Origin of the sequence: Paenibacillus sp. M2 (assembly GCF_046713495.1) — a bacterium.
Taxonomy (GTDB): domain Bacteria; phylum Bacillota; class Bacilli; order Paenibacillales; family Paenibacillaceae; genus Paenibacillus; species Paenibacillus amylolyticus_B.
Genome location: NZ_CP169648.1, coordinates 653,977 through 674,760, shown reverse-complemented (window position 1 = coordinate 674,760; position 20,784 = coordinate 653,977). Strand labels below are relative to the sequence as shown.

Below are 20,784 nucleotides of genomic sequence, written 5' to 3'. Positions count from 1 at the left end.
GGCGGCATTGCGCCGCCGCCATCTCTTTTACCACCAGACCCAATAGAGTGCCATAATGATGCACGTAAAGGCTACGAAAAAGCCAAATGCCATGAACAGAATCGGCATCAAGTGCCCTTTGTCCTTCAAGTGCATCCAATAACCCAATTGAACGAATACTTGAAGAATAGCCATGACGAGCAAAATAATAATGATAAAGGTTGTGTTGACCCCTCCGGCAGAAGCAGCCGCAAACGCAATCAGCGTGAGAATAATGGAGAAGATAAACACCACGACGTGTTTCTGTGGCCCTTCCGTCCGGTGACGGTGTTTCACAGGCTGTTGATCTGTCTTATCCTGTGCCGACATGTGCTACCCCACCTTTCCGAGCAGGTACACGACCGTAAAGATGAACACCCAGACCACGTCAATAAAGTGCCAGTACATTGCGGAGACGTATACTTTAGGTGCGGTTACGACCGTCAATCCTTTTTTAAACAGCTGACCGATAATGATTCCGATCCACACAATACCAAAAGCAACGTGGGCTCCGTGGAACCCGACCAGTGTATAGAATGCTGAACTGAATGCACTCGTGGTCATGCCAAACTCTTTATGTTTCACATACTCGTAGAACTCGTAAATTTCCAGGGCGAGAAATCCCATACCCAGTACTACCGTGATGCCAAGCCACAACGCTAGTGCATCTCGCTTGCCCTTATGCATGGCCTGAATCGCAAATACACTTGTCAAACTACTGACCAGGAGAATGAACGTTGCAGCGGCCACAAGTGGCAGGTGGAACAGCTCATTCGCCGTAGGTCCATCATTGGTTTGGCCACGAAGAGCCAGGAAGGTAGCAAAGAGTGTACCGAACAGTACCGTCTCGCCGCCAAGGAACAACCAGAAGGCGATAAGCTTGTTACGGCCTTCCAGCGTTGCTTTCTCCGGTTCATGCGGCAATTTGTCGTTCACCGGTTCGGCATGTGAGGTTGTCATGTTCTAGCCCCCTTCTCATCCTGATCCTCCGGTTCAATATGCCAGCCATGATCATCATAAAGTGAACGAAGTGCCATTGCGCCAAATGTGATTACGAGACCAATAATAACTACAATATAATTGTTAAAAATGACATTCATAAATGCATTACCAAATTCATCCTTGCTGAACATCAAGCCAAGTCCCGCGATAAAGATACCTACTGACATTACAAACGGCAACGGCGTTGCTGAAGGCATATGAATCGAACCTACCGGTTCTGCCGGTGTCATCTCCGTATGTCCTGCCATTTTTTCCTTCCAATATGCATCAATTCCGCGTACCAGCGGCGTCTGCTTGAAATTATATTCCGGCGGCGGAGATGGAATAGACCATTCCAGTGTACGGCCGTCTTCCCACGGATCGTTTGGCGCGCCAGCCGGTTTTCTCATGGTGATTACGATGTTCGCGAGGAATAAGATAACTCCCACACCCATCAGAAATGCCCCGACGGAGCTGACCAGATTGAGCAGGTCAAAGTCCTGATTCGGCAAGTATGTAACGATCCGGCGCTGCATCCCCATCAGACCGAGGAAATGCTGTACAAAGAACGTTAATTGGAAACCGATCATAAATGTCCAGAACGTCCATTTGCCCAGTGTTTCGCTGAGAATACGTCCGAACATCTTCGGCCACCAGTAATGCAGTCCCGAGAACAATCCAAGTACAAGTCCCCCTACAATAACGTAGTGGAAGTGGGCTACAACAAAGTACGTATCATGGAACTGGAAGTCTGCCGGAGCAGATGCCAGCATAACGCCTGTAACACCACCCATAACGAAGGTTGGAACAAATCCAACTGCGAACAGGTTTGCCGCGGTAAAGCGGATCTGTCCACCCCACATCGTAAAGAGCCAGTTAAAGATTTTGATCCCGGTAGGTACGGCAATCAACATCGTGGAGATGGAGAAAAGCGCGTTGGCTACATTACCCAGACCTGTTGTAAACATGTGATGCGCCCATACCATGAAGCCCAGGAAGGCAATCAGGATGGTGGCAAATACCATGGAGCTGTATCCGAACAACCGTTTACGCGAGAAGGTCGGAATAACCTCCGAGATAATACCAAATGCCGGCAAAATCAGAATGTATACTTCCGGGTGCCCGAAGATCCAGAAGATGTGCTGCCAGAGTACGGGGTTACCGCCACCTGCGACATCGAAGAAATTCGCTCCCAGTATACGGTCAAACGTCAAAAGTACAAGCCCTACCGTGATGGCAGGAAAAGCAAAAAGGATAATGGCAGATGTAATAAATGTCGTCCATGTAAACATCGGCATCCGCATGTAGGACATGCCTGGAGCACGCATTGTAATAATCGTTGCGAGAAAGTTAATGCCCCCGATGAGCGTTCCCAGACCCGCGATCTGAAGGCCGATGGTGTAGAAATCCACACCATGCGTTCCACTGTACTCACTGCCCGAAAGCGGCGTATATGAGGTCCAGCCCGCATCTGGTGCTCCGCCCATAACCCAGCTCAGGTTCAACAACAATCCACCAAACAGGAATGTCCAGAAACCCAACGCGTTAAGAAACGGGAAAGCAACGTCCCGTGCCCCGATCTGCAAAGGCACGACAGCATTCATAATGGCAAAAATAAGTGGCATGACACCAAGGAAAATCATCGTTGTTCCATGCATTGTAATCAATTCGTTGAAGACCTGTGCCGATACAAAATCATTCATAGGCTTCATCAGTTGAATCCGAATCAAAATGGCTTCAATGCCGCCGATTCCAAAGAAAAATCCACCCGCAACCAAATAAAGAATGGCGATTTTTTTGTGATCGACGGTGGTGATCCAATCCATCAAGCCCCTGTACCTCTTGACGCTATGCGCATGAGCCAAGGTTGTGTACCCCCTTCTTCGTCCTTGCTGTTCTATTCATAGTCCAATTTGTAGTTGGCCAGATATTCGGCAATTCCGTCGATTTCTTCATCCGTCAACCCAAGATCTTTGGGATTCGGCATGGTATTGCCCGGCTTCACGGATTGTGGATCATGGAGCCATTCTTTCATGTTATCCAGTACCGGACTACCTTCTTCCTGTCCCTCGCGAGAATTCAGCAAAATGCCTGCGACAGATTCCTTGCCGCCGATTCCCGTCAGGTTAGGTGCAACCGGTCCACCTTGATCACCAACAGCGTGGCAAGAAAGGCAGTTTGTTTTGAACTTTTCGGCCAATTGAGTGTCTTCAGGAAGGACTGCGGGTGCTTTCATCTGGTTCACCCATCTGTCAAACGATTCCTGACTCACTGCTTTTACCTTAAACTCCATGAAAGCATGCGATCTGCCACATAACTCGGCACATTTACCGCGGTAAACGCCTTCATTCGGTGCAGAGAAACTGAACTTGTTAAGTGTTCCATCCGGGTTTGTGTCCATTTTGCCCGCAAGTGACGGCACCCAGAAGGAGTGAAGCACGTCAGCGGTTTTTAATTCGAATGCGATTTTTGTTCCGGTCGGGATGATGAGATCTTGAGCGGTGGTTACGTCATATTGAGGATAAGTGAATTCCCACCAGTACTGATGTGAGGTGACTTGGACCTTAAGTGCATTTTTGTCATTGGACAGATCTTCACCTTGGGCAAAAATCGTTTGGACCGTCGGTACTGCCAGAACAATAACCAGCAATAACGGAATGGCTGTCCAGATTACTTCCAGCTTGAAATTACCTTCAACCTGTTCGGGCATCTCAGTCTGCCCGGCTCGTCTACGAAACCGGATCAGAACATAGGCCGCTATGGCAAATACAATGATGAGCACCACGATCATAATCGCGATGGATAACTTCATCAGATCATATTGGCCTTGCGCTACAGGACCCTGAGGTTTCATTACCGACAAGTCTTCCCGCCCGCATGCGGATAGCAGCAAAGAGAACACCGCCAGCAAGGGGAGAATTCGCTTTGCAACCTGCCACTGTTTCATCATTGATCTACCCCACTTTTTTACGTTTTCGTAGATTACCGTTGTCGTTCGGTAGAAAGGCAACAAAAGGTACGTTTCAGCACGATACGCATAATCCTCTTCATCATACAGAACGCTTACAAAAATAACGCTTCCAGTACTCCCGTGATTTCCTGCTCAGGGCATGTCTGCGCATTCTTCCAATTCATTCTATATGCTTCAATCACTTATTAAATATAAGTTGAGGGTATGATTTTGTCAATCTTTGGACACATGTTCACAAATTGTTCACTTTATGTAAAAAACCGCTCTACAACTTGATTTGCAAACGATTTCAGTTAAAAGTATTACACTCTACATTTGAAAATTTTTGCCAAATTTCGGTGATAAAACTCGATTTATTGGTGATTTTTCTCACATTGAAAACATGTGCTATTATGCAAAAGAAAGATCAGATTTTATGGAAAACCTCTTCCATATCCATTCAGAAGACATGCCTATCGCTCCATACCGCTATCTTCAAGCTCAAAACAGCATGGAGCATTTGGGAGAAAGTTCAACTCAAGTCCTCTTCTTCATTGACTTCATCTCACGTGCCATCGGTCAGAATCAAGGGGCCATTCCCAGTAATCGCAACCGTATGCTCATACTGGACCCCCCAGCTGCCATCTACCGTCCTTACCGTCCATCCATCTTCATCCCACACAACGGCCCCGGAACTCCCCTTTGTAAAGATTGGTTCAATCGTAATAACCATGCCCTCGGTGAGCATCGTGCCCGTTCTACGTTTGCCATAAGGCAGAACATTTGGGGGTTCATGAATATATTGACCAATCCCATGACCGATGAGAGGCTTCACGATCCCGTACCGATACAGTCTGGCTGTTCGTTCAATGGCACTTCCAATATCTCCGAGTGTATTTCCTGGAACTGCCTGGGAAATCGCCCGCTCAAGTGCCTTCTCCGTGCGTCTCATCAGCTTGCGAATGGATCTGCTTGTTTCACCAATTCCATATGTCCAGGCCGAGTCAGCAAGCCAGCCGTCTTTGTTCACCACCATATCGATGGTCACTACATCCCCACTCGCCAGCTCCTCTTCCCCCGGAAATCCGTGGCAGACCACTTCATTGACAGAAGCACACGTTGCGTACGGATATCCTTTATACCCTTTTTGCTCCGGTGTGGCTCCTCGTGCTGCCAGAAACTCTTCCACCCGCTCATTAATCTCTGCTGTCGTGATACCGGGGATCATCCACTGCTCAATATGCTGGTGACAACTTCGCAAAATTCGTCCAGCTTCCCGCATGTAGCCAATCTCTTCTTTTGTTTTCAAAATAGGGTCCACATGCATTCATCCTTCCCGCTGTAGGTGTACTCCCATATATATGCAGCAGGAACGCAAAAAAAACCGCCTGCCGGAGCTTATCGCCCGGGAGACGGTTCTATTCATTATCGGAACAGTATAATCAGAGTTGTGTGTTGTTTCAGGACACGGAAGAATCCATCTTGACAAGCTCATGCTCAACCACAGAAGTCAATTCTTCCTCGTATCCACCCGTAATCCGGTATTTTCTCACGTACTCCTTCACGAATTTTTTTGGATCTTTAGGACGGAAAATCCGAGTCATTTCCCTCAAACTTTCTTTGACCTCATTGTGACCTTTCGTTGCCATTGTAATTCCCTCCCAAAACGTTGAAAGTGAATGCTCCGTTTAGAGAATGCCGAATAAGTCTTAAATGCCATCCATGAAGTTGTGTGCGCGGCTTAAAGCAAGCTTTAGGTCGGGAACCTCGCTAGAAAGCAAGTACCTGACACTATAAATACCCGATATGATTCGGAATGAATCATAATCTTATTGTAGCATATTCGGAAGTATCTTACGACTTGACGATTTCCTCTAATAAATATAACGGTTTTCATGCCCAAAAAGTTTAATTCCGAATCATATGTTATGAATGCCACCATTCTATACGGAATTAATATATCCAGCATAACACTGAACTATTCGGGGGATATTATCACGGACAACCCATACAGTTAAATTAATGGTATCTAAAAGGAGGCGCCGTTTCATGGAACGCAAAGAACAGGATATGCTGCCCCTTTCACATGAAAAGGTGGAAGTGGATGGAGTATATATCAACGAAGCCGGACGTGAGGAACATCTGCATCGTGGGCAACACTTCCCGGCAGATCCCGTTCTCGGCAAGTCAGAATGGAAACTGACGGAGTATGCTTTTGATAATCACCACGAAGGACGTACCGATGAACGTTTGGTTCCCAAAGAAAATGATACTGATAAAATGGGCAAGATCACAAACCCTCGCAGACAGATCGAGGGCGGAAGATAATATTGTTTGATTTGTTAGTCAGATAAATTCACAGGTTCAGTTCTGTCCATCTCCTTCATAGCCTAGTAAAAAAGGTTAAAGGAGGCTGGACCGGATGTCCCCCATGAAATCGTCTAGCGGTCTGGATGAAAATATTGCCGGTATGCTCTGTTATCTATTTACCTTTGTAGGCGGGATTGTATTTCTCGCTGTGGAGAAGCGGAGCCGGTTCGTTCTATTTCACGCTTTGCAATCCGTGACCGTCTTTGGCATCATTATGGTCGGACATGTACTATCGGCTTTTCTTCCGTTGTTTGGGCCACTGGTGGCATCGCTGTTATCCCTGCTCGGTGTGGTGGTCTGGCTCATCATGGTGGTCACCAGCCTGCAGGGGAAATGGCTAAAGCTGCCTTGGGTTGGCGATTTCGCAGAGAAACAGATGCGTCATCTGTAACTTTAGGAAGACATGATCCAAAAAAAGACGATCCATCCCCTTTAAAATGGGGGTGGATCGTCTTTTTGATTATATATCTGGCTTGAACTTGAACATATATTCGTTGTTTCGCATGTAAAAGTGACTTGTTCATGTGGTTGAACATTCACAGTATAAATGATGTATGCCATAAACCATTCATGCTGTATATTACCATGCATCAACCTGCTTAAATATTCATCTTGTTAAGGTTAAATTACAAACCGTTAACATAACAATCATGCTGAATTATAGGTCTAGTTCGGCTATTAAGCCGACTTGCCTGTTTCTCCAAGGATGGCATCAGCCTGTTGTTCAGCCATCTTGGCGGCTGTTTCCTGGGTTCCCAGACCGTTGAACAGCAGATTCATGAAGATTGCCGTGAAGCTGCCTGCAATGATACCATTACCAAGCATAATCTGAGCCCAGGCCGGTGCACCTGCGAACAACTCAGGTACAACGGTAACCCCAAGCCCCATACCTACAGAACAAGCGATGACAAACAGATTCTCATGTCGGTTCAGATCAACCTGACTGCCGATAATTCGAATGCCTGATGATACCACCATGCCAAACAAGGCCACCATGGCTCCGCCAAGAACCGCCCCTGGAACGAGCTGTGCGAGGGCTGCAATTTTGGGTACAAATCCAATGACCACCAGGATTCCACCAGCCACCACAATGACATCACGTGTCTTCACACGTGTCATCTGTACCAGCCCTACATTTTGCGAATACGTTGTATACGGGAATGAGTTGAAAATACCACCTAACACAATGGCCAGGCCCTCTGCACGATAACCGCGCGCCAGATCCTTGGAAGACAGATCTTTGTCCAGGATTTTGCCCAAGGCCATAAATACACCTGTGGACTCTGCCACGCTGACAATCGCCACCAAAATCATCGTCAAGATCGGTACAATCTCAAAGGTCGGTCTGCCGAAGTAAAACGGCTGAACAACGTGGAACCAACTTGCATCGCGAATAGGAGCAAAATTAACCTCGCCCATAAACCCAGCCGCAATTGTACCTACGAGCAGACCAATCAATACTGAGATGGAACGGATAAAACCTGTAGTGAATCGAGTCATTAAAATAATAAAGACCAACACACCGAAACCGAGCAACAAGTTCACTCCGCTGCCAAAATCTTCTGACCCCTGACCGCCGCCCAGATCGTGGAAAGCAACTGGGATCAGAGTCAGACCAATAATGGTCACAACAGAACCTGTCACTACTGGAGGAAAGAGCCTGATGAGCTTCCCAAAGAGTCCGGAGAAGATCAATACGAACAGTCCTGAAGCGATGATCGCTCCGTAAATGGCAGATACTCCACTGTTCATCCCGATTAGAATCATCGGAGACACGGCCTGGAATGCACAACCGAGCATAACAGGCAGCCCTACGCCGAAATATTTATTTCCCCATACCTGAAGCAATGTAGCCACACCACATGCAAGCAGGTCAATGGCAATAAGATAGGTTAATTGTTCCTGTGTAAAACCTAATGCGTTACTAACGATCAATGGGACAACGACGGCTCCTGCATACATCGCAAGCACGTGCTGTAGTCCGAGTGAGAACGTTTTGATTGGATGCCGATGCCGCTGAAAAATACGTTCGCGTGCCATATTAATTCGTGCCCTCCTCGTCCGCAAATGTAACCTGTCCATCCGACAGTGCCCCGATGCGAACCAGCGATTCCACACGGTATCCTGCTTCTTTCAGCAAGCGACCTCCCGGCTGGAATGCTTTTTCAATAACAATACCGATACCCACCACTTCTGCTCCAACCTGCTCCACAATACGAGCCAGACCAAATGCTGCTTCACCATTCGCCAGAAAATCATCAATGATCAGCACGCGATCACCAGGCTTCATGAATTTCTTGGCAACGGTAATTTCATTCGTCTCCTGCTTCGTGAAGGAGTAGACCTTCTCCACCAGAATGTCTTCGGTCAGTGTGAGCGACTTCTGCTTCCGTGCAAAAATAAGCGGTACGTTCAGCTCCAACGCGGTCATGATGCCTGGTGCGATCCCTGACGACTCAATCGTCAGCACACGTGTGATATTCTCACCTTCAAAGCGGCGAATGAATTCCTTGCCCACTTCCTTCATCAGAACCGGGTCCATCTGGTGGTTCAGGAATGAATCCACTTTGAGTACTTGCTCGGACAGGACGATACCTTCCTGTCTTACCTTGTCTTTTAACAATTGCATTGTAATTCTTCCCCCTGAATGCCCTCCGCAGAAGCTCACACGCTCTTCCAATCGGATGGTAAAAAAGCAAAAAGCCCGCCTTTTCACACGCTGCGGAATAACCGGAGACGGGAAAGACGGACTTGTACGTATATGGACAAGCCGTATGGATGCTGCAAGTGTACTGGATGGACCGAATGACAGGAATTCAATCCTGATATGAGAAACTTCAAACAGTGTAATCGGAAACAGATAAAAGCCACTTGAACCTGCTCTTCAGTGAAACTGTCTGAGAATGATCTCATGCCAACCATACAAAACATTGCAACATCTTTCCCGTAGTCCGATCATTCCGGTGATCGGGTAGAGACATGCAGGCCTATTCCTGCACATATACGAGTAACGGCATATTTAATTTTTTGGCTCCATGATTCGTTACAATGTATGATCGCGAACCTGAATGTACATGGTTAAACATAACTGACAATGTTAGAAGTATACCGAATCGGCGGCGTGAAATAAAGAAGTATTTTCATGGAAGTTGCGGAAACTTGTCTTAATTTGCAAACAGGGGGTGATAGGAATCATTTTTTTATGTACAATATGAGAACGGAAGCGCGGATCTGAACGGAGAATGGATGGAAACGCGGCCTATATTTTGAATTGAATGATCAAAGGAGATATGCAAACATGAAAGGCGTACTTAACGAATTCAAGGAATTTGCCGTCCGCGGCAACGTCATCGATCTGGCGGTCGGTGTCATTATTGGGGCTGCTTTTGGTAAAATCGTCACATCCCTTGTAAATGATATCATCATGCCCCCGGTTGGAAAACTGATGGGTGGAATCGACTTCAGTCAGAAAATCATCAACCTGGACCGGGATATCAAAACAGCAAACGGACAGGACATCACCACACTCGCTCAAGCCAACGAAGCTGGGGCTACCGTAATCGCTTATGGTCAGTTCATCAACGTCATGATTGATTTTCTTATCGTTGCGTTCTGTATCTTCATGCTTGTGAAGGGTATCAACTACCTCAAAAGCAAGGAACATAAAAAGCCCGAGCCGCAAAAAACGACCAAGGCTTGCAAGTATTGCCTATCTGAAATTCCAGCCGCAGCTACCCGCTGCTCGCACTGTACTTCAGAACTGGAAGCAGAAGGAACCGGCGCTCTAGCATAATCACAATGAACGCATAAAGACGCACCGAGTTGAATTACGGATATAAATCCTGATGCGGGGGACAACCTCTTACTTGCTAGGGTATATGTATGAAAAGCTAGCCATATGGGCTTCATTAACAAAGGTTGCGTAGCTTAATGGTTTGAAGGTTCCACCGTAAAGGTGGGGCCTTTTTTTGTGCCTAACATACATGCGTTACACGTGCTCCCCCATGAATGTCATTTGCAGCCATGCTCATGAACTAGAAACGGCGTGGCAGCAAATGCTCCAGAATCGACTTCAGATCTTTATCTTCCTTGTAAACTTCTTCCCCAGTATCAAGCTCTGTCACACGAATATATTCAAAGTTTGCCGAAGCATCCACTGGCTTGAACAACAATTGGGCCTCATCTTCCAAACGTACATTAAATCCCATATCCTTAAACATGCTGCTTAACTGACTGTTAGCCGGTTCCTGTCCTTGCCCTACAAATATAAGTCCTCTAAGACTTTTACGTTCCTGAGGTTGCGGATAAATCACCTGAAAGTGTACAATGCATTCCATACGATCGTTCCCCTTTCGTTTAAAACATACTTTGTGAAATTTCGAACTTTAAAATCTGCTATATAAGGAGATACGTTTCATGACCCCAGAACGTTTCGACATTTATGACGATCAGCAAAATTGGATCGGCACTTCACTACGCAGCGAGGTCCATGCCAAGGGATATTGGCACCGTTCATTCCACTGCTGGATTGTGCGTGACAAAGACGAGCAGCGACAGGTTCTTTTTCAGCGACGGCGTGATATTAAGGATACTTTCCCCGGATGTTACGACATTACAGCAGCAGGCCATCTTACCGCAGGTGAACAACTGCAAGACGCCAGTCGTGAGCTGGAGGAAGAACTGGGTGTGAATACTCCATTCGAGGCACTAACCTATCTACTCACGGCTACACAGCAGCTCCAAGGAGAGGTGCGTGGTGTCCCATTCATAGATCGGGAATTCAGCGCGGTCTATGGATTATGTCTGAACCAGCCGCTCGAAGCCTACGTTCTGCAGCCTAGCGAGGTGGATAGCCTGTATGAAGTGCCGCTGAATGATCTACTCGCTTTGTTTCGTAATGAGATCGACGTCATTCAAGCTACCGGAGTTCAGACTCACCCGTCTAGTGATCATGTAGCTGATGAACCGGAACGTATCGTTCGCGAGATTCGGGCAACGGAATTTGTACCCCATGGTACAGCTTATTATACGGATGTGCTCGAAGCTCTATATCACGTGCCCAAAGAGTGATCATGTAGGATCCTGTTCAACCCGATCCAGTTCAATCGAATGTTCATAGCTTCATTTTCTCAAAAATAGCATAACTTCATACCTTTACTATCGACTTGACTGGAAACAGATGCTGTGACGAACATCACTGTCATATCTCAAACCAGCACAAACAGGCGCCTGCCTTCGGGCAGCGCCTGCTTTATGTACACACGTATTCGTTTCATCAAGATAGGTACGTTTGTGCTGGCATGTTCACTCCATCTGAGGTGAATTAGTCGCCGATCTGTCTAGCTCTGGTCACCCTCTCCTGATGGAGAAGACCAATAACGTGCAGAGATTTCTTCGTACCGGTGCCCATAGCGTGACTCCAGTTCCTCACCCATATCCTGTTCCAGTTCGTACAACACCAGCTCTTGAGCAAAATGATTCAGCAGCAGTCCAGTCATTACCGGATGCTCCGTCACCACTGCCTGTGTGGCGCATGATTCCCCACGCATGCCCAGCATGCACCAGCGGCGATCGACCACCAGGGAAAATTTCCGACCATTACCTGTACCATACATAGGCATGCCTGGCCAAGGGACAGGCTGATCCAGCATGCCTTCACCACCATCACACGACCATAACAGCCGCACACCCCGAGCTTCAGCCTGCTGTAAGTCATTACGCAGCAGCTCTGCCTCTTCACGCCAGACGTCTACAACAATCTCATGCTGAGCCTCGGCCAATTCACGGCTCAGATTCTCAAACACATTTTTGTCCCCTTCGACGTTATAGAAGACAGGCTTTTCCGGTTCACTCTTGGGCATGCTGCTCTGAACATAATCCAGCGAGGTACGCATCTGATCGGAGATCATACGTGTCATCTCCTCCGGCTTCAGCACACTATACTTCGCCGGCTCCCCCGGACTGCACCGCAGGAAACCACGTTGTTCCAGCCGTTGCAGGGTCGCATATACATTGGAACGGGACACGCCCAGCCGCTTCGCAACCTCATATCCTGAAGCCGATCCCTGGCGGGCGAGTTCCACCATAATTTTAGATTCCATCTCGGTAAATCCGAGATGACGCAAATGATGCAGCAGTTGGTCCATATTCCCGTCCCCCCATGCTGTCAGCAACCCGCACTGCCTCACACTGATGCGGCAGTGCTTCTACTGCATCAGATCAGATCTGTTCAGCACCACAGCGCGGGCACCACTTCGAACCTTTGGGCAGCTCGGCTGCACAAATCTGACAATTCACCATTTCGCGTGAAACTTCGGTCTGTACGTCCACCGTGTTCACAATCGGGTTATTTTCCTTCCAGTAGCGGATGCGTTCGTCCAGTTCCTGCTGACGCTCGCGTTCCCGTTGCATCTCTTCATCTCTGCGGCGTTCCCACTCTGCATCGAACGCTTCCTTTTCTTCCTGGGTAAATTCCGTACTGTTATATTCCGATTCTGTCTCCAGATCGGCTATGGACGGAATGACTGTGTGATACGGCTCATCTTCCTCCAGTTCCAATTCTGGTGGCGCATCGTAGAAGTCCGGCTCCGGAGTTTGGGTCTGAGTTACAGCTGCCTCCTGTCTCGCGGCTGTGGTGGCTCCTGCGACTCCTGCTGCTCCTACTTTAGGCGCTTCTGTCTTGAGTTCACCCAACTTGCGTCCACATTTAGGGCAGAAGTTGGCATCCAGGGAAGCGACGTGTCCACACTCGCACAACCGTTCGTTCTTAAGTTGTGCAATCTTGTTGCGAAGGCCATCAATCTCGTCCTGCAATTCGTCGCACAGCTGCGACAGATCCACCATTTCTTTTTCCGCACGCGTCATATCCTGTGCCCGATAACCCTCATAGAAGATGCGACCCATATCTGTAAAATGGACTTCCTGTTCCTGTTGCAAGCCCACAATCTGGTTGTTCAATTTCCCAATCTCAACGGCGTGTTGGGCACGCTCTGTTGCTTTGTTCGCTCCGTCTTTGATGCGCTGAAGCAGTTTCATGACCATTCCTCCTCTGTCCCGTCAAAACCAATATTATCATTTCTATTTAGTAGTAAATTAGCATATTACATCCTTCATGCAAAATGCTCAGGCATATAACTTATACGATATCATGCCAAAAAGTTGCGTAATCTCGTGCAGGTGCCCGTTTTATACCGATACTGGATGAAATCGGGGGCTTTCGTCAAGACCATATGTTCGGGTATAATGAAGCTTTGACCATACTTAACCGCCTGATTAGGCGACTAACTCTATCATACCAATTTACAATGCGATTGTGAAAAGGGCAAATGGTTTACTTTTAGCCGGGATAGTCCTATCCCTGAATGCATACAGAGGTGGATGAAACATGTTAAGTCCGAACTCAACGTTCTACCCCCGTCCGCTCGGGGTTACCCCGGCGGCGTCCCTGCCCCAGTCCCCGTCTGCTCCGCTGGAGACCAGTCGGCAACTCGTGGGTAATGATCAACAAGATGCCTTTTATTTTCGTTCTCTGGAAGAGGCTGGTATTAAGCTAAATGCACCACAAATCTCGGCAGTCCGTCACGGCAGAGGACCGATCCTGACGCTCGCCGGAGCTGGTTGTGGCAAAACAACTGTACTGGCCGCAAGAGCCGGCTATCTCATAGAGGTCAGCGGCGTACATGCTGGCAGTATCCTGCTGGTGACGTTCACGAACAAAGCCGCCACCGAGATGAAAGACCGGATCGCCGCATTGCCAGGTATACGTCCGGCAGCCGCGAGAGCCGTGCAGGCTCGTACCTTCCACTCTTTTGCGCTGACATTGCTGCGTCATTATGGCGTGCAGGAAGAGATCTTTGGTGAGTCGCGAGCCCAGCATACGGTGCTGAAGATGCTTCTTCGCCAAAATGGCATGAGTGAAGCCTTCCAGCCTGAAAGTCTGCTGGCCATGCTGTCCGCATGGAAGATGCAAGGATCGGAAACAACCGACCTGCCTGAAAAATCACAGGAAGAACGTGATGCCAAGCGTGTTCTGCTTGGTTACGAAGCCTGGAAACAGGATCGCGGCAAAATGGATTTTGATGATATTTTACTACGGGCAGCCGCGCTGCTTCGTGATCCTGCTGTTCTGGGGCCGCTTCAGAAGCGTTTCCAGTACATTATGGTGGACGAGTTCCAGGATACCAACCATCTGCAATATGAAATTGTGCAAAAACTGGCTTCCGCTCACCGCAATCTGATGGTTGTAGGAGATGATGACCAGACGATCTATACCTTTAATGGCGCACGCCAGGAATCAATTTTGGAATTCGATAAAGTATACCCCGGCGCACGCATTGTGACGCTGGATATCAATTATCGTAGTGATGCACGCATTCTGGGACTCGGAAGTGAACTGGTCGCCCGTAATAAACGCAGACGTGACAAACGGCTGCGTGCTGCCGGAAACCGTGGAGATGCGCCTCGCTTCGCTACACCTTCCAATGCGGAGGAAGAAGCGGCATGGGTCGTGAATCAGCTCTGCCAACAGGTTGAAGAAGGGCAGCACACCTATCGTGATATTGCGATTCTTCATCGGACTGCCAGCAGCAGCCGGGCTGTATTTGAGCAGCTTGTGTTGAAAGATGTACCTTTTGTACAGCATGGGGCTTCTCCGGTGTTCTATGACCAGTCTCTCATCAGACCCCTGATGGATCATTTGCGTCTGTCTCTTGATCCACGTGCCATGGATGCTCTCCCAAGTGCGCTGGGACCGCTCTATGTATCACGGGATGCAGGGCTCGAGTGGATTCAGCGCTGTGAACAACAACAGGCGAAGAAATATCCGCTCATTCATCTGGTGAAATGGGACAAGCTGAAACCGTTTCAGCAGGAACAGGTCAAAGAACGCATCAAGCTGATCAAATCACTGCACAAACTAAAACCCATCATCGCCATTCAGGAGATGCGCAGGCAGTTCTACGACAAGTATATGGAAAGTGGTGATCCCAGCATCTTCACCCATTATAAGGAAACGATGCTGGAAACCCTGGATGAATTCGAAGCTGCCGTCAAAAAATTCGAAACGGTGGAAGAGTTCATCCAATTCGCGGATGAGCTCTCCCGCAGACACCGTGAGATGGAATCTCTGCGCCGCGCACAGGACAGTGACGCAGTGCAGCTGATGACCATTCACCGTGCCAAAGGACTGGAGTTCCCTTGTGTATACTGGATTGGAGCCAGTGAAGGCATTGTGCCCCACAGTACCGCACTACGTCAGGATATCCCCGAGGATCAGAAAGCTGCGCTTGCTGTGCAACAGACAGACGCCGAACTGGACATGGCGCTGGAGGAAGAACGCAGGCTCGCCTATGTTGCCATCACAAGGGCCAAGCAGTACTTGTATGTCACCTCACCCGCATCTCATCACGGAAAGCCAGCAGACGTGTCCCGCTTCTTGCTCGAAGCCTTCGGCATGGAAGTTCCGGACAAACGTAAACCTCGTGAAGAGAGCCGAACGAGCAGTCAGACTTCATATGGCAAAGGAAATACGCAGTATGCCCGCTCAGGCTCAGGTGCCCGTTCCGAAGGTCGGGATATGGCACAGCGCCGTGCAATTAGCCACAGTGACCGTCGTGACTACGAGGTCCACAACGAACGTGATGAGGATCGCCTCGGTGAACGGCGCGGTAGTGGGGAGATTCGCAACCATAAGGCATTCAGCACCACAGGTGTGAGTCCGACAGCTGCGAATTCCTCGAGTTCACATTCGCATACTTCAGGTTCAGGTAATGCTGAGCGTACAGAGACCGTTGCGGTCTGGAAGTGCAGTTCGTCCACCTGTAAAGCGTGGCTAAGACAGAAGCCGGCTGTGCCTTCTGCAAAAACAAACAAGAAGGTATCATCCGGCCCTCCCGCCTGTCCCCTGTGTTCAGGATCGATGGAGGCCGGCACCCGCCAGGTACCCGTAACGGGGAGATTTGGGAAATAAACGAAACTGGATACCGTTATAGCTCGTTTCAGGGCGCTTTTTGCTGTTTATTAACAGTAGAAGCGTCTTTTTTCCATTTCAGAATGGGGGTTGGATTATGCAGGACGGCAAACAACATCTGTATGTATCGGTAACTCATAACTTGATTGAACAAACAAAGAACGAATCTACACCCTTTGAGGTGTTGGTGGATGACGAACAGTTGGGCCGATTGAAAGATCTGATGAAGGTGCTGGAGGATGACGATGCCTATACATTGCAACGGGCTCCGGTGCCCTACAAATCGGCAGATCATGATGAGGCGACAGAGCAATTTTCGGATGGCATGACCTTGTTGTATACCTTTCTCTACGACCATGGCACGCCGGATTCGCGGCAGGCAATTGAAAGCATGAACGTGCTTCCAAGGCTGCAGGATACGGATTATGATGACCCTGGATACGAGAATTCACCACTGAATAAATGACCTGATGCCAAAAAGCATGCGTAACCGCAGATCACGCGGAAGACGCATGCTTTTTTTATATGATGAAGGACAACTGCCATGTAAAATGAACTCAATCCAGACGAATTTCCTGCCCTTTCTCAGCGGATTCGTAGATTCCGCACAGCATGCGTGTGGAAGCCACCCCATCTGCAATTGGGCTGATCGGCTCTGTACCGTTCAGACAACAATCCACAAAGTGGTCAATCTGGTTCTGGAATGCACTATGAATATGGAGACCCGTATTGTCCGTCTGGGGTTCAATATTCAGGATGGTATTATTTTTCTCCGTGACGATCAGTGTCTCCGGCTCCAGTTCGAACCCACCACGCTCGCCGTATAATTTCACAGAAGATTCATCTCCGCGTGCATGCAGGGTAAAGCTCACATCCACCGCCAGCGAAGCCCCGTTTTCAAACCGAATAAGTGCATTCGCCATATCTTCAACATCATTCACAGCTGCGCTGTAGTCGGCTGCTTTGTAAAAAGAAAGATGTTCGATATGGGCACGATTGCCCAGCTTCCGATACGTATTACCACTGACCGAAACAGGTTTCGGCCTGCCCATCAGATACCAGCATTGGTCGATAATATGTACGCCCAGATCAATCAGGGGGCCTCCGCCGGAACGGCTTTTGTCAGCGAACCAACCACCTGGATTGCCGTGACGCCGCAGAATGGAAGCTTTGGCATAATACAGTTCACCAAACTCCCCGGCATCAATGAATCTGCGCATCATCTGCATATTGTTGTCATACCGACGCACAAATCCAACGATAAAGGTACGTCCGCTCTTCTTCACCGCTTCTTCAATCCGCAGTGCATCTTCCACATTGGTTGCGACCGGTTTCTCCAGCAACACATGCTTGCCTGCCTCCAGTGCAGCAATGGCAAATTCGGCGTGTGTATTATTCCAGGTACAGATACTGACAGCATCCACATGCGGGTCCTCCAGCATCTCCCGATAATCGGTGTACACGGATTGAGCATCATACTTCTGTGCCGCAGCCTTAGCCCGCTCTTCGTTCAGATCACAGATGGCATAGATGACAGCATCCTCATTTTTGGCGTAACACCTCATATGAAGATCCGAGATGGATCCTGTACCGATCATTCCAATGTGCAGCATTTGTTTCGTGCTCATCATCGTCCTCCCTTCCTTTTCCACAACTTCCACAACATCACTATCGTCTAGTCTGCCCGCAGCATGCCTTCGTAAATACCCGGGGTTGAATTTTCGATCTTCACAGCACCCAATGTTCGGGCATAGAAATCCACAGGTCCCGCTGATCCGATAATCGCATAACCATAACCGTCCGCCTTCATCGCATGCATACAGGCCAGTAACAGGGCTGTTCCTACACCTTTGCCCCGTGCATCCTGGCTCACGCCTGTAGGTCCAAAGAAGTTGCGACATGTCGCTTCATAACAGGCAAATCCGATCACTTTCCCATGCTCAACGGCGATGTAACAGGACACGGGCTGACGTGCAAAAGCGACCTCACATTCATCCACCCAAGCTTGGCTAAAATGTGACCTCACCCAATCCAGTACAAGCTGTTTCTCTGGGGCAATGGCTCTTCGAATCACAATGGAGGATTCCTCCAGCTTTCTCAGTCCACTCTCTTGCTCCGGTAAACGATAGAGCGCTACCAACATATCACTCATCTAATCGGTTCCTCCTCGTACTTGAATGTGAAATAGGACAAAGGTTTGGCCACTTACCTGAAATTAACCTGATCCTGCTGCGGATAACCTGCAATACAAGCGATATTTCTAATTTAAAATAACTTACCGCTTACATTCATTGCATTTCAACTGCAACACTGAGACGATATGTCCCGTCTATTAACTTGAAGCGCGGCCCTAAGGAAGATTTTACCGCGTCAGTACACAGATTAGAAGGGATGAATATTGATGAACAACAACATGAAAAAAGTAAGTGCACTGATGGCCCTATCCATGGCATTGGGTGGTGGAGCCGCTTATGCAGCAACACTGGACAACACACAACCAGTCCATCAAACATCCGTTTCAGCAGATAGTAATGCAGCGAGTGTAGTAAACGTATCCGTGAATGGTGCATCCATCTCTGATGGTTATTGGAATAAGGATGGCAAAGTAGCCATGATCCCGCTGCGTGATCTTACGGACGCACTGGGTATTGAACTGGAATGGAATAAAGAAACTAAAACTGCAGAGCTGACTCGTGGTGCTCTCTGGACACAGGTAATCACAGGCAAGGATCAATATTCCGTGAATAAAATGCTGCTCACGCTGGGTACAGCGCCCGAAATCACAGGCGGCAAATTGTATGTACCGGTTTCTTTTGCTGAGAAAGCACTGCATGGACAAGTGAACACAACAGGAAATCAGGTGACGATCTCCAGTGAAGAGGACGTGAAGACGGTTACTGAACGTGGTGTCATTACCAGAATTTCGAACCAGGATAAATACAAGTCCATCCAGATTGGCGGTGCAGGGTTGGATGGCATCGTGCTCAATCTGAGCGATGAGACAAAATTCATCTCCGTTGAGGGAAAAGAGATTGCACTGACTGATCTGGCCATCGGCATGAACGTGGAAGCTGAGCATTCCCTGATCACTACCCGCAGTCTGCCACCACAAACGCCGACCTATAAAGTTACTGTACTGGATATGGCTACAGCATCTCAGGCACAACCTAAAGAGGTACTGGGTACAGCCGGTACGATTGAAAATGTAACAATAGCTGAAGGCAGCATCTCACAGATTGAGATCACAGGTACACGATTAACTGAAACGGCTCCTGACCATGTCGTGCTGAATATCGCTAAAGATACGCTGCTCGTGAATCACGAAGGCGAAACGGTAAAGGCCGAAGAACTGACTAAAGGAACTAAAGTGATCGGTTTTTACAGCCCTATGCTAACTCGCAGTTTGCCTCCAATCGGAACGGCATGGAAAGTGGTTGTTGAAACACCAGCAGCACAACCGGAAGCGAAATAAATCGATTAGAAATGCGACTGGCTGAAACACATGTTATATGTTGTTGCAGACGACCATTTGCATCGCTTAGCGCGGGGTCATGAGTTTGGCGCATCAAGAGCTCATCCGTGCGGCCAGGCGGCGAAGTCAATTCAAAATAACCTTATCCGCTTGTCTTTTGACAGGCAACGATAAGGTTGTTTTTTTTGTTTTGGTTTTTGGTTTTGGTTTTGGTTCTGGTTTTTTAGAGTGTGTCTACAAACTGCTTCAAACCGAAGGGTATCTGAAACTTGTCCGGAGCAGACACGTGCGATGTGCACTGCATACGAAATACATTGCTTACCGAATGTAAGAGCAAGCGGAGTTAACGCTAACGAATCTGAGGCATCTTATTCAAGGATTTGAAGTACCCGCAAAAATCTAAGGAATCTCACCGTCAGAATCAATCGGCTGTGACTTCATCTTCAACAATCGCTTCCACTTCAATCTCAACCATCAACAAGGGATCAATGAGTGCGCTAACTTCAACCATGGTGGCTACAGGCTGGATCTGTCCAAAAAATTCACCGTGTGCCTTGCCAACTTCCTCCCATCTGGAGATATCGGTCACAAACATCCGGGTTCTCACCACATGCGACATGTCAGCCCCCAGTTCTTTCAGTGCATTCTCGATCGTCTGCAAAATGAACCTTGTCTGTGCATACGGATCACCTGCCCCAACAACTACACCATCTTGCATTGCGGTTGTACCCGCCACTTCAATTCGGTTCCCTACACGGATGGCACGGCAATATCCCACCAACGGTTCCCATGGGGAGCCCGTAAATACCTGCTGTCTGCTCATTCTCTCGTCCCTCGCTTTGGTTGTATTTATCTATAATGCATACCTTAATTATATCAGCCCATTCGAATCCCGAACAAAAACTTAAAACTTAAATCTGGCTGGTTCTTCTTCTTCGCACATATTTGATATACCAAAATTCGATGTACACAAAAAAAGTCCCAGGAAGGGCACCATCTGTTCAACAAATGATGCGCTTCCTGGGA

22 protein-coding genes and 1 riboswitch are annotated in these 20,784 nt (G+C 48.3%); of the genes, 8 read left to right on the top strand and 14 right to left on the bottom strand.

Translation table 11 applies throughout. The features are described 5' to 3' along the window. Positions 1-27: 27 nt before the first annotated feature. From ACETMN_RS03165 to ACETMN_RS03140, 6 genes are all read right to left on the bottom strand, one after another. Positions 28-348: a cytochrome C oxidase subunit IV family protein gene (locus ACETMN_RS03165; protein ID WP_036613178.1), complete on the bottom strand. Its 321-nt coding sequence runs from the start codon at positions 346-348 to the stop codon at positions 28-30. Positions 349-351: 3 nt separating this feature from the next. Further along, positions 352-978 (bottom strand): cytochrome c oxidase subunit 3, encoded by a 627-nt coding sequence (locus ACETMN_RS03160; protein ID WP_047840264.1) that lies wholly within the window; start codon positions 976-978, stop codon positions 352-354. Next, positions 975-2,825: a cytochrome c oxidase subunit I gene (gene ctaD, locus ACETMN_RS03155; protein ID WP_373419873.1), complete on the bottom strand. Its 1,851-nt coding sequence runs from the start codon at positions 2,823-2,825 to the stop codon at positions 975-977. Before ctaD ends, ACETMN_RS03160 begins: the two co-directional genes overlap by 4 nt. Before the next feature lie 71 nt (positions 2,826-2,896). Then, on the bottom strand, positions 2,897-3,949 hold the full coding sequence (gene coxB, locus ACETMN_RS03150) for a cytochrome c oxidase subunit II (protein WP_047840266.1): 1,053 nt from the start codon (positions 3,947-3,949) through the stop codon (positions 2,897-2,899). 565 nt (positions 3,950-4,514) lie between these two features. Further along, positions 4,515-5,276, bottom strand: coding sequence for a type I methionyl aminopeptidase (gene map, locus ACETMN_RS03145; protein ID WP_091018635.1), 762 nt, complete (start codon positions 5,274-5,276; stop codon positions 4,515-4,517). Positions 5,277-5,409: 133 nt separating this feature from the next. Continuing rightward, positions 5,410-5,598: a hypothetical protein gene (locus ACETMN_RS03140; RefSeq protein ID WP_017690840.1), complete on the bottom strand. Its 189-nt coding sequence runs from the start codon at positions 5,596-5,598 to the stop codon at positions 5,410-5,412. A 400-nt stretch (positions 5,599-5,998) separates the two neighbouring features. Between ACETMN_RS03140 and ACETMN_RS03135 the strand changes: the two genes are divergently transcribed. Both ACETMN_RS03135 and ACETMN_RS03130 read left to right on the top strand, forming a co-directional pair. Then, on the top strand, positions 5,999-6,277 hold the full coding sequence (locus ACETMN_RS03135; RefSeq protein WP_091018633.1) for a transposase: 279 nt from the start codon (positions 5,999-6,001) through the stop codon (positions 6,275-6,277). Positions 6,278-6,371: 94 nt separating this feature from the next. Beyond that, positions 6,372-6,710 (top strand): DUF4870 domain-containing protein, encoded by a 339-nt coding sequence (locus tag ACETMN_RS03130; protein WP_062837331.1) that lies wholly within the window; start codon positions 6,372-6,374, stop codon positions 6,708-6,710. 287 nt (positions 6,711-6,997) lie between these two features. Here the strand turns inward: ACETMN_RS03130 and ACETMN_RS03125 are convergent, their stop codons facing one another. Both ACETMN_RS03125 and ACETMN_RS03120 read right to left on the bottom strand, forming a co-directional pair. Beyond that, on the bottom strand, positions 6,998-8,359 hold the full coding sequence (locus ACETMN_RS03125; RefSeq protein ID WP_091018632.1) for a nucleobase:cation symporter-2 family protein: 1,362 nt from the start codon (positions 8,357-8,359) through the stop codon (positions 6,998-7,000). A gap of 1 nt (position 8,360) precedes the next feature. Further along, entirely contained in the window at positions 8,361-8,948 is a 588-nt protein-coding gene (locus tag ACETMN_RS03120) for a xanthine phosphoribosyltransferase (RefSeq protein WP_036613196.1), read from the bottom strand. Positions 8,949-9,003: 55 nt separating this feature from the next. Between ACETMN_RS03120 and ACETMN_RS03115 the strand changes: the two genes are divergently transcribed. Together ACETMN_RS03115 and mscL are read left to right on the top strand one after the other, a co-directional pair. Beyond that, positions 9,004-9,150 carry a hypothetical protein gene (locus ACETMN_RS03115; protein ID WP_192136455.1) on the top strand — a complete coding sequence of 49 codons (147 nt, stop codon included), beginning with the start codon at positions 9,004-9,006 and terminating at the stop codon, positions 9,148-9,150. A 96-nt stretch (positions 9,151-9,246) separates the two neighbouring features. After that, a riboswitch (purine riboswitch) is annotated at positions 9,247-9,346 on the bottom strand. 271 nt (positions 9,347-9,617) lie between these two features. Beyond that, positions 9,618-10,112, top strand: coding sequence for a large conductance mechanosensitive channel protein MscL (gene mscL / locus ACETMN_RS03110; protein ID WP_036613199.1), 495 nt, complete (start codon positions 9,618-9,620; stop codon positions 10,110-10,112). Positions 10,113-10,353: 241 nt separating this feature from the next. Here the strand turns inward: mscL and ACETMN_RS03105 are convergent, their stop codons facing one another. Continuing rightward, positions 10,354-10,656, bottom strand: a complete 303-nt coding sequence (locus ACETMN_RS03105; RefSeq protein WP_017690846.1) for a hypothetical protein — start codon at positions 10,654-10,656, stop codon at positions 10,354-10,356. A 79-nt stretch (positions 10,657-10,735) separates the two neighbouring features. On the opposite strand from ACETMN_RS03105, the gene ACETMN_RS03100 reads away from it, so the two are divergent. Beyond that, complete coding sequence (locus ACETMN_RS03100) at positions 10,736-11,389, top strand: NUDIX hydrolase (RefSeq protein ID WP_091018629.1); 654 nt, start codon at positions 10,736-10,738, stop codon at positions 11,387-11,389. Between the two features lie 269 nt (positions 11,390-11,658). Here ACETMN_RS03100 and ACETMN_RS03095 read toward each other — a convergent pair whose 3' ends face one another. Together ACETMN_RS03095 and ACETMN_RS03090 are read right to left on the bottom strand one after the other, a co-directional pair. Then, positions 11,659-12,465: a TrmB family transcriptional regulator gene (locus ACETMN_RS03095; protein ID WP_091018627.1), complete on the bottom strand. Its 807-nt coding sequence runs from the start codon at positions 12,463-12,465 to the stop codon at positions 11,659-11,661. A 73-nt stretch (positions 12,466-12,538) separates the two neighbouring features. Continuing rightward, positions 12,539-13,354 (bottom strand): zinc ribbon domain-containing protein, encoded by an 816-nt coding sequence (locus ACETMN_RS03090; protein ID WP_411735728.1) that lies wholly within the window; start codon positions 13,352-13,354, stop codon positions 12,539-12,541. 349 nt (positions 13,355-13,703) lie between these two features. On the opposite strand from ACETMN_RS03090, the gene ACETMN_RS03085 reads away from it, so the two are divergent. Both ACETMN_RS03085 and ACETMN_RS03080 read left to right on the top strand, forming a co-directional pair. Further along, entirely contained in the window at positions 13,704-16,286 is a 2,583-nt protein-coding gene (locus ACETMN_RS03085; protein ID WP_091018625.1) for a UvrD-helicase domain-containing protein, read from the top strand. Positions 16,287-16,383: 97 nt separating this feature from the next. Further along, on the top strand, positions 16,384-16,752 hold the full coding sequence (locus ACETMN_RS03080) for a hypothetical protein (protein ID WP_036613213.1): 369 nt from the start codon (positions 16,384-16,386) through the stop codon (positions 16,750-16,752). A gap of 91 nt (positions 16,753-16,843) precedes the next feature. On the opposite strand, the gene ACETMN_RS03075 is transcribed toward ACETMN_RS03080, so the two are convergent. Together ACETMN_RS03075 and ACETMN_RS03070 are read right to left on the bottom strand one after the other, a co-directional pair. After that, entirely contained in the window at positions 16,844-17,914 is a 1,071-nt protein-coding gene (locus tag ACETMN_RS03075) for a Gfo/Idh/MocA family protein (RefSeq protein ID WP_047840275.1), read from the bottom strand. Between the two features lie 47 nt (positions 17,915-17,961). Further along, positions 17,962-18,438, bottom strand: coding sequence for a GNAT family N-acetyltransferase (locus ACETMN_RS03070; RefSeq protein WP_091018622.1), 477 nt, complete (start codon positions 18,436-18,438; stop codon positions 17,962-17,964). 249 nt (positions 18,439-18,687) lie between these two features. Here ACETMN_RS03070 and ACETMN_RS03065 point away from each other — a divergent pair, with 249 nt between their 5' ends. Beyond that, positions 18,688-19,758 carry a copper amine oxidase N-terminal domain-containing protein gene (locus ACETMN_RS03065; protein WP_091018620.1) on the top strand — a complete coding sequence of 357 codons (1,071 nt, stop codon included), beginning with the start codon at positions 18,688-18,690 and terminating at the stop codon, positions 19,756-19,758. A 421-nt stretch (positions 19,759-20,179) separates the two neighbouring features. On the opposite strand, the gene ACETMN_RS03060 is transcribed toward ACETMN_RS03065, so the two are convergent. After that, positions 20,180-20,581 (bottom strand): RidA family protein, encoded by a 402-nt coding sequence (locus tag ACETMN_RS03060; protein ID WP_091018618.1) that lies wholly within the window; start codon positions 20,579-20,581, stop codon positions 20,180-20,182. Positions 20,582-20,784 lie beyond the last annotated feature (203 nt).

Bases quoted from the DNA above. Each gene is read 5' to 3' on its own strand.
- ACETMN_RS03165 (WP_036613178.1), bottom strand. From the start codon at position 348: ATGTCGGCACAGGATAAGACAGATCAACAGCCTGTGAAACACCGTCAC.
- ACETMN_RS03160 (WP_047840264.1), bottom strand. From the start codon at position 978: ATGACAACCTCACATGCCGAACCGGTGAACGACAAATTGCCGCATGAA.
- ctaD (WP_373419873.1), bottom strand. From the start codon at position 2,825: ATGGATTGGATCACCACCGTCGATCACAAAAAAATCGCCATTCTTTAT.
- coxB (WP_047840266.1), bottom strand. From the start codon at position 3,949: ATGATGAAACAGTGGCAGGTTGCAAAGCGAATTCTCCCCTTGCTGGCG.
- map (WP_091018635.1), bottom strand. From the start codon at position 5,276: ATGCATGTGGACCCTATTTTGAAAACAAAAGAAGAGATTGGCTACATG.
- ACETMN_RS03140 (WP_017690840.1), bottom strand. From the start codon at position 5,598: ATGGCAACGAAAGGTCACAATGAGGTCAAAGAAAGTTTGAGGGAAATG.
- ACETMN_RS03135 (WP_091018633.1), top strand. From the start codon at position 5,999: ATGGAACGCAAAGAACAGGATATGCTGCCCCTTTCACATGAAAAGGTG.
- ACETMN_RS03130 (WP_062837331.1), top strand. From the start codon at position 6,372: ATGTCCCCCATGAAATCGTCTAGCGGTCTGGATGAAAATATTGCCGGT.
- ACETMN_RS03125 (WP_091018632.1), bottom strand. From the start codon at position 8,359: ATGGCACGCGAACGTATTTTTCAGCGGCATCGGCATCCAATCAAAACG.
- ACETMN_RS03120 (WP_036613196.1), bottom strand. From the start codon at position 8,948: ATGCAATTGTTAAAAGACAAGGTAAGACAGGAAGGTATCGTCCTGTCC.
- ACETMN_RS03115 (WP_192136455.1), top strand. From the start codon at position 9,004: ATGGTAAAAAAGCAAAAAGCCCGCCTTTTCACACGCTGCGGAATAACC.
- mscL (WP_036613199.1), top strand. From the start codon at position 9,618: ATGAAAGGCGTACTTAACGAATTCAAGGAATTTGCCGTCCGCGGCAAC.
- ACETMN_RS03105 (WP_017690846.1), bottom strand. From the start codon at position 10,656: ATGGAATGCATTGTACACTTTCAGGTGATTTATCCGCAACCTCAGGAA.
- ACETMN_RS03100 (WP_091018629.1), top strand. From the start codon at position 10,736: ATGACCCCAGAACGTTTCGACATTTATGACGATCAGCAAAATTGGATC.
- ACETMN_RS03095 (WP_091018627.1), bottom strand. From the start codon at position 12,465: ATGGACCAACTGCTGCATCATTTGCGTCATCTCGGATTTACCGAGATG.
- ACETMN_RS03090 (WP_411735728.1), bottom strand. From the start codon at position 13,354: ATGAAACTGCTTCAGCGCATCAAAGACGGAGCGAACAAAGCAACAGAG.
- ACETMN_RS03085 (WP_091018625.1), top strand. From the start codon at position 13,704: ATGTTAAGTCCGAACTCAACGTTCTACCCCCGTCCGCTCGGGGTTACC.
- ACETMN_RS03080 (WP_036613213.1), top strand. From the start codon at position 16,384: ATGCAGGACGGCAAACAACATCTGTATGTATCGGTAACTCATAACTTG.
- ACETMN_RS03075 (WP_047840275.1), bottom strand. From the start codon at position 17,914: ATGAGCACGAAACAAATGCTGCACATTGGAATGATCGGTACAGGATCC.
- ACETMN_RS03070 (WP_091018622.1), bottom strand. From the start codon at position 18,438: ATGAGTGATATGTTGGTAGCGCTCTATCGTTTACCGGAGCAAGAGAGT.
- ACETMN_RS03065 (WP_091018620.1), top strand. From the start codon at position 18,688: ATGAACAACAACATGAAAAAAGTAAGTGCACTGATGGCCCTATCCATG.
- ACETMN_RS03060 (WP_091018618.1), bottom strand. From the start codon at position 20,581: ATGAGCAGACAGCAGGTATTTACGGGCTCCCCATGGGAACCGTTGGTG.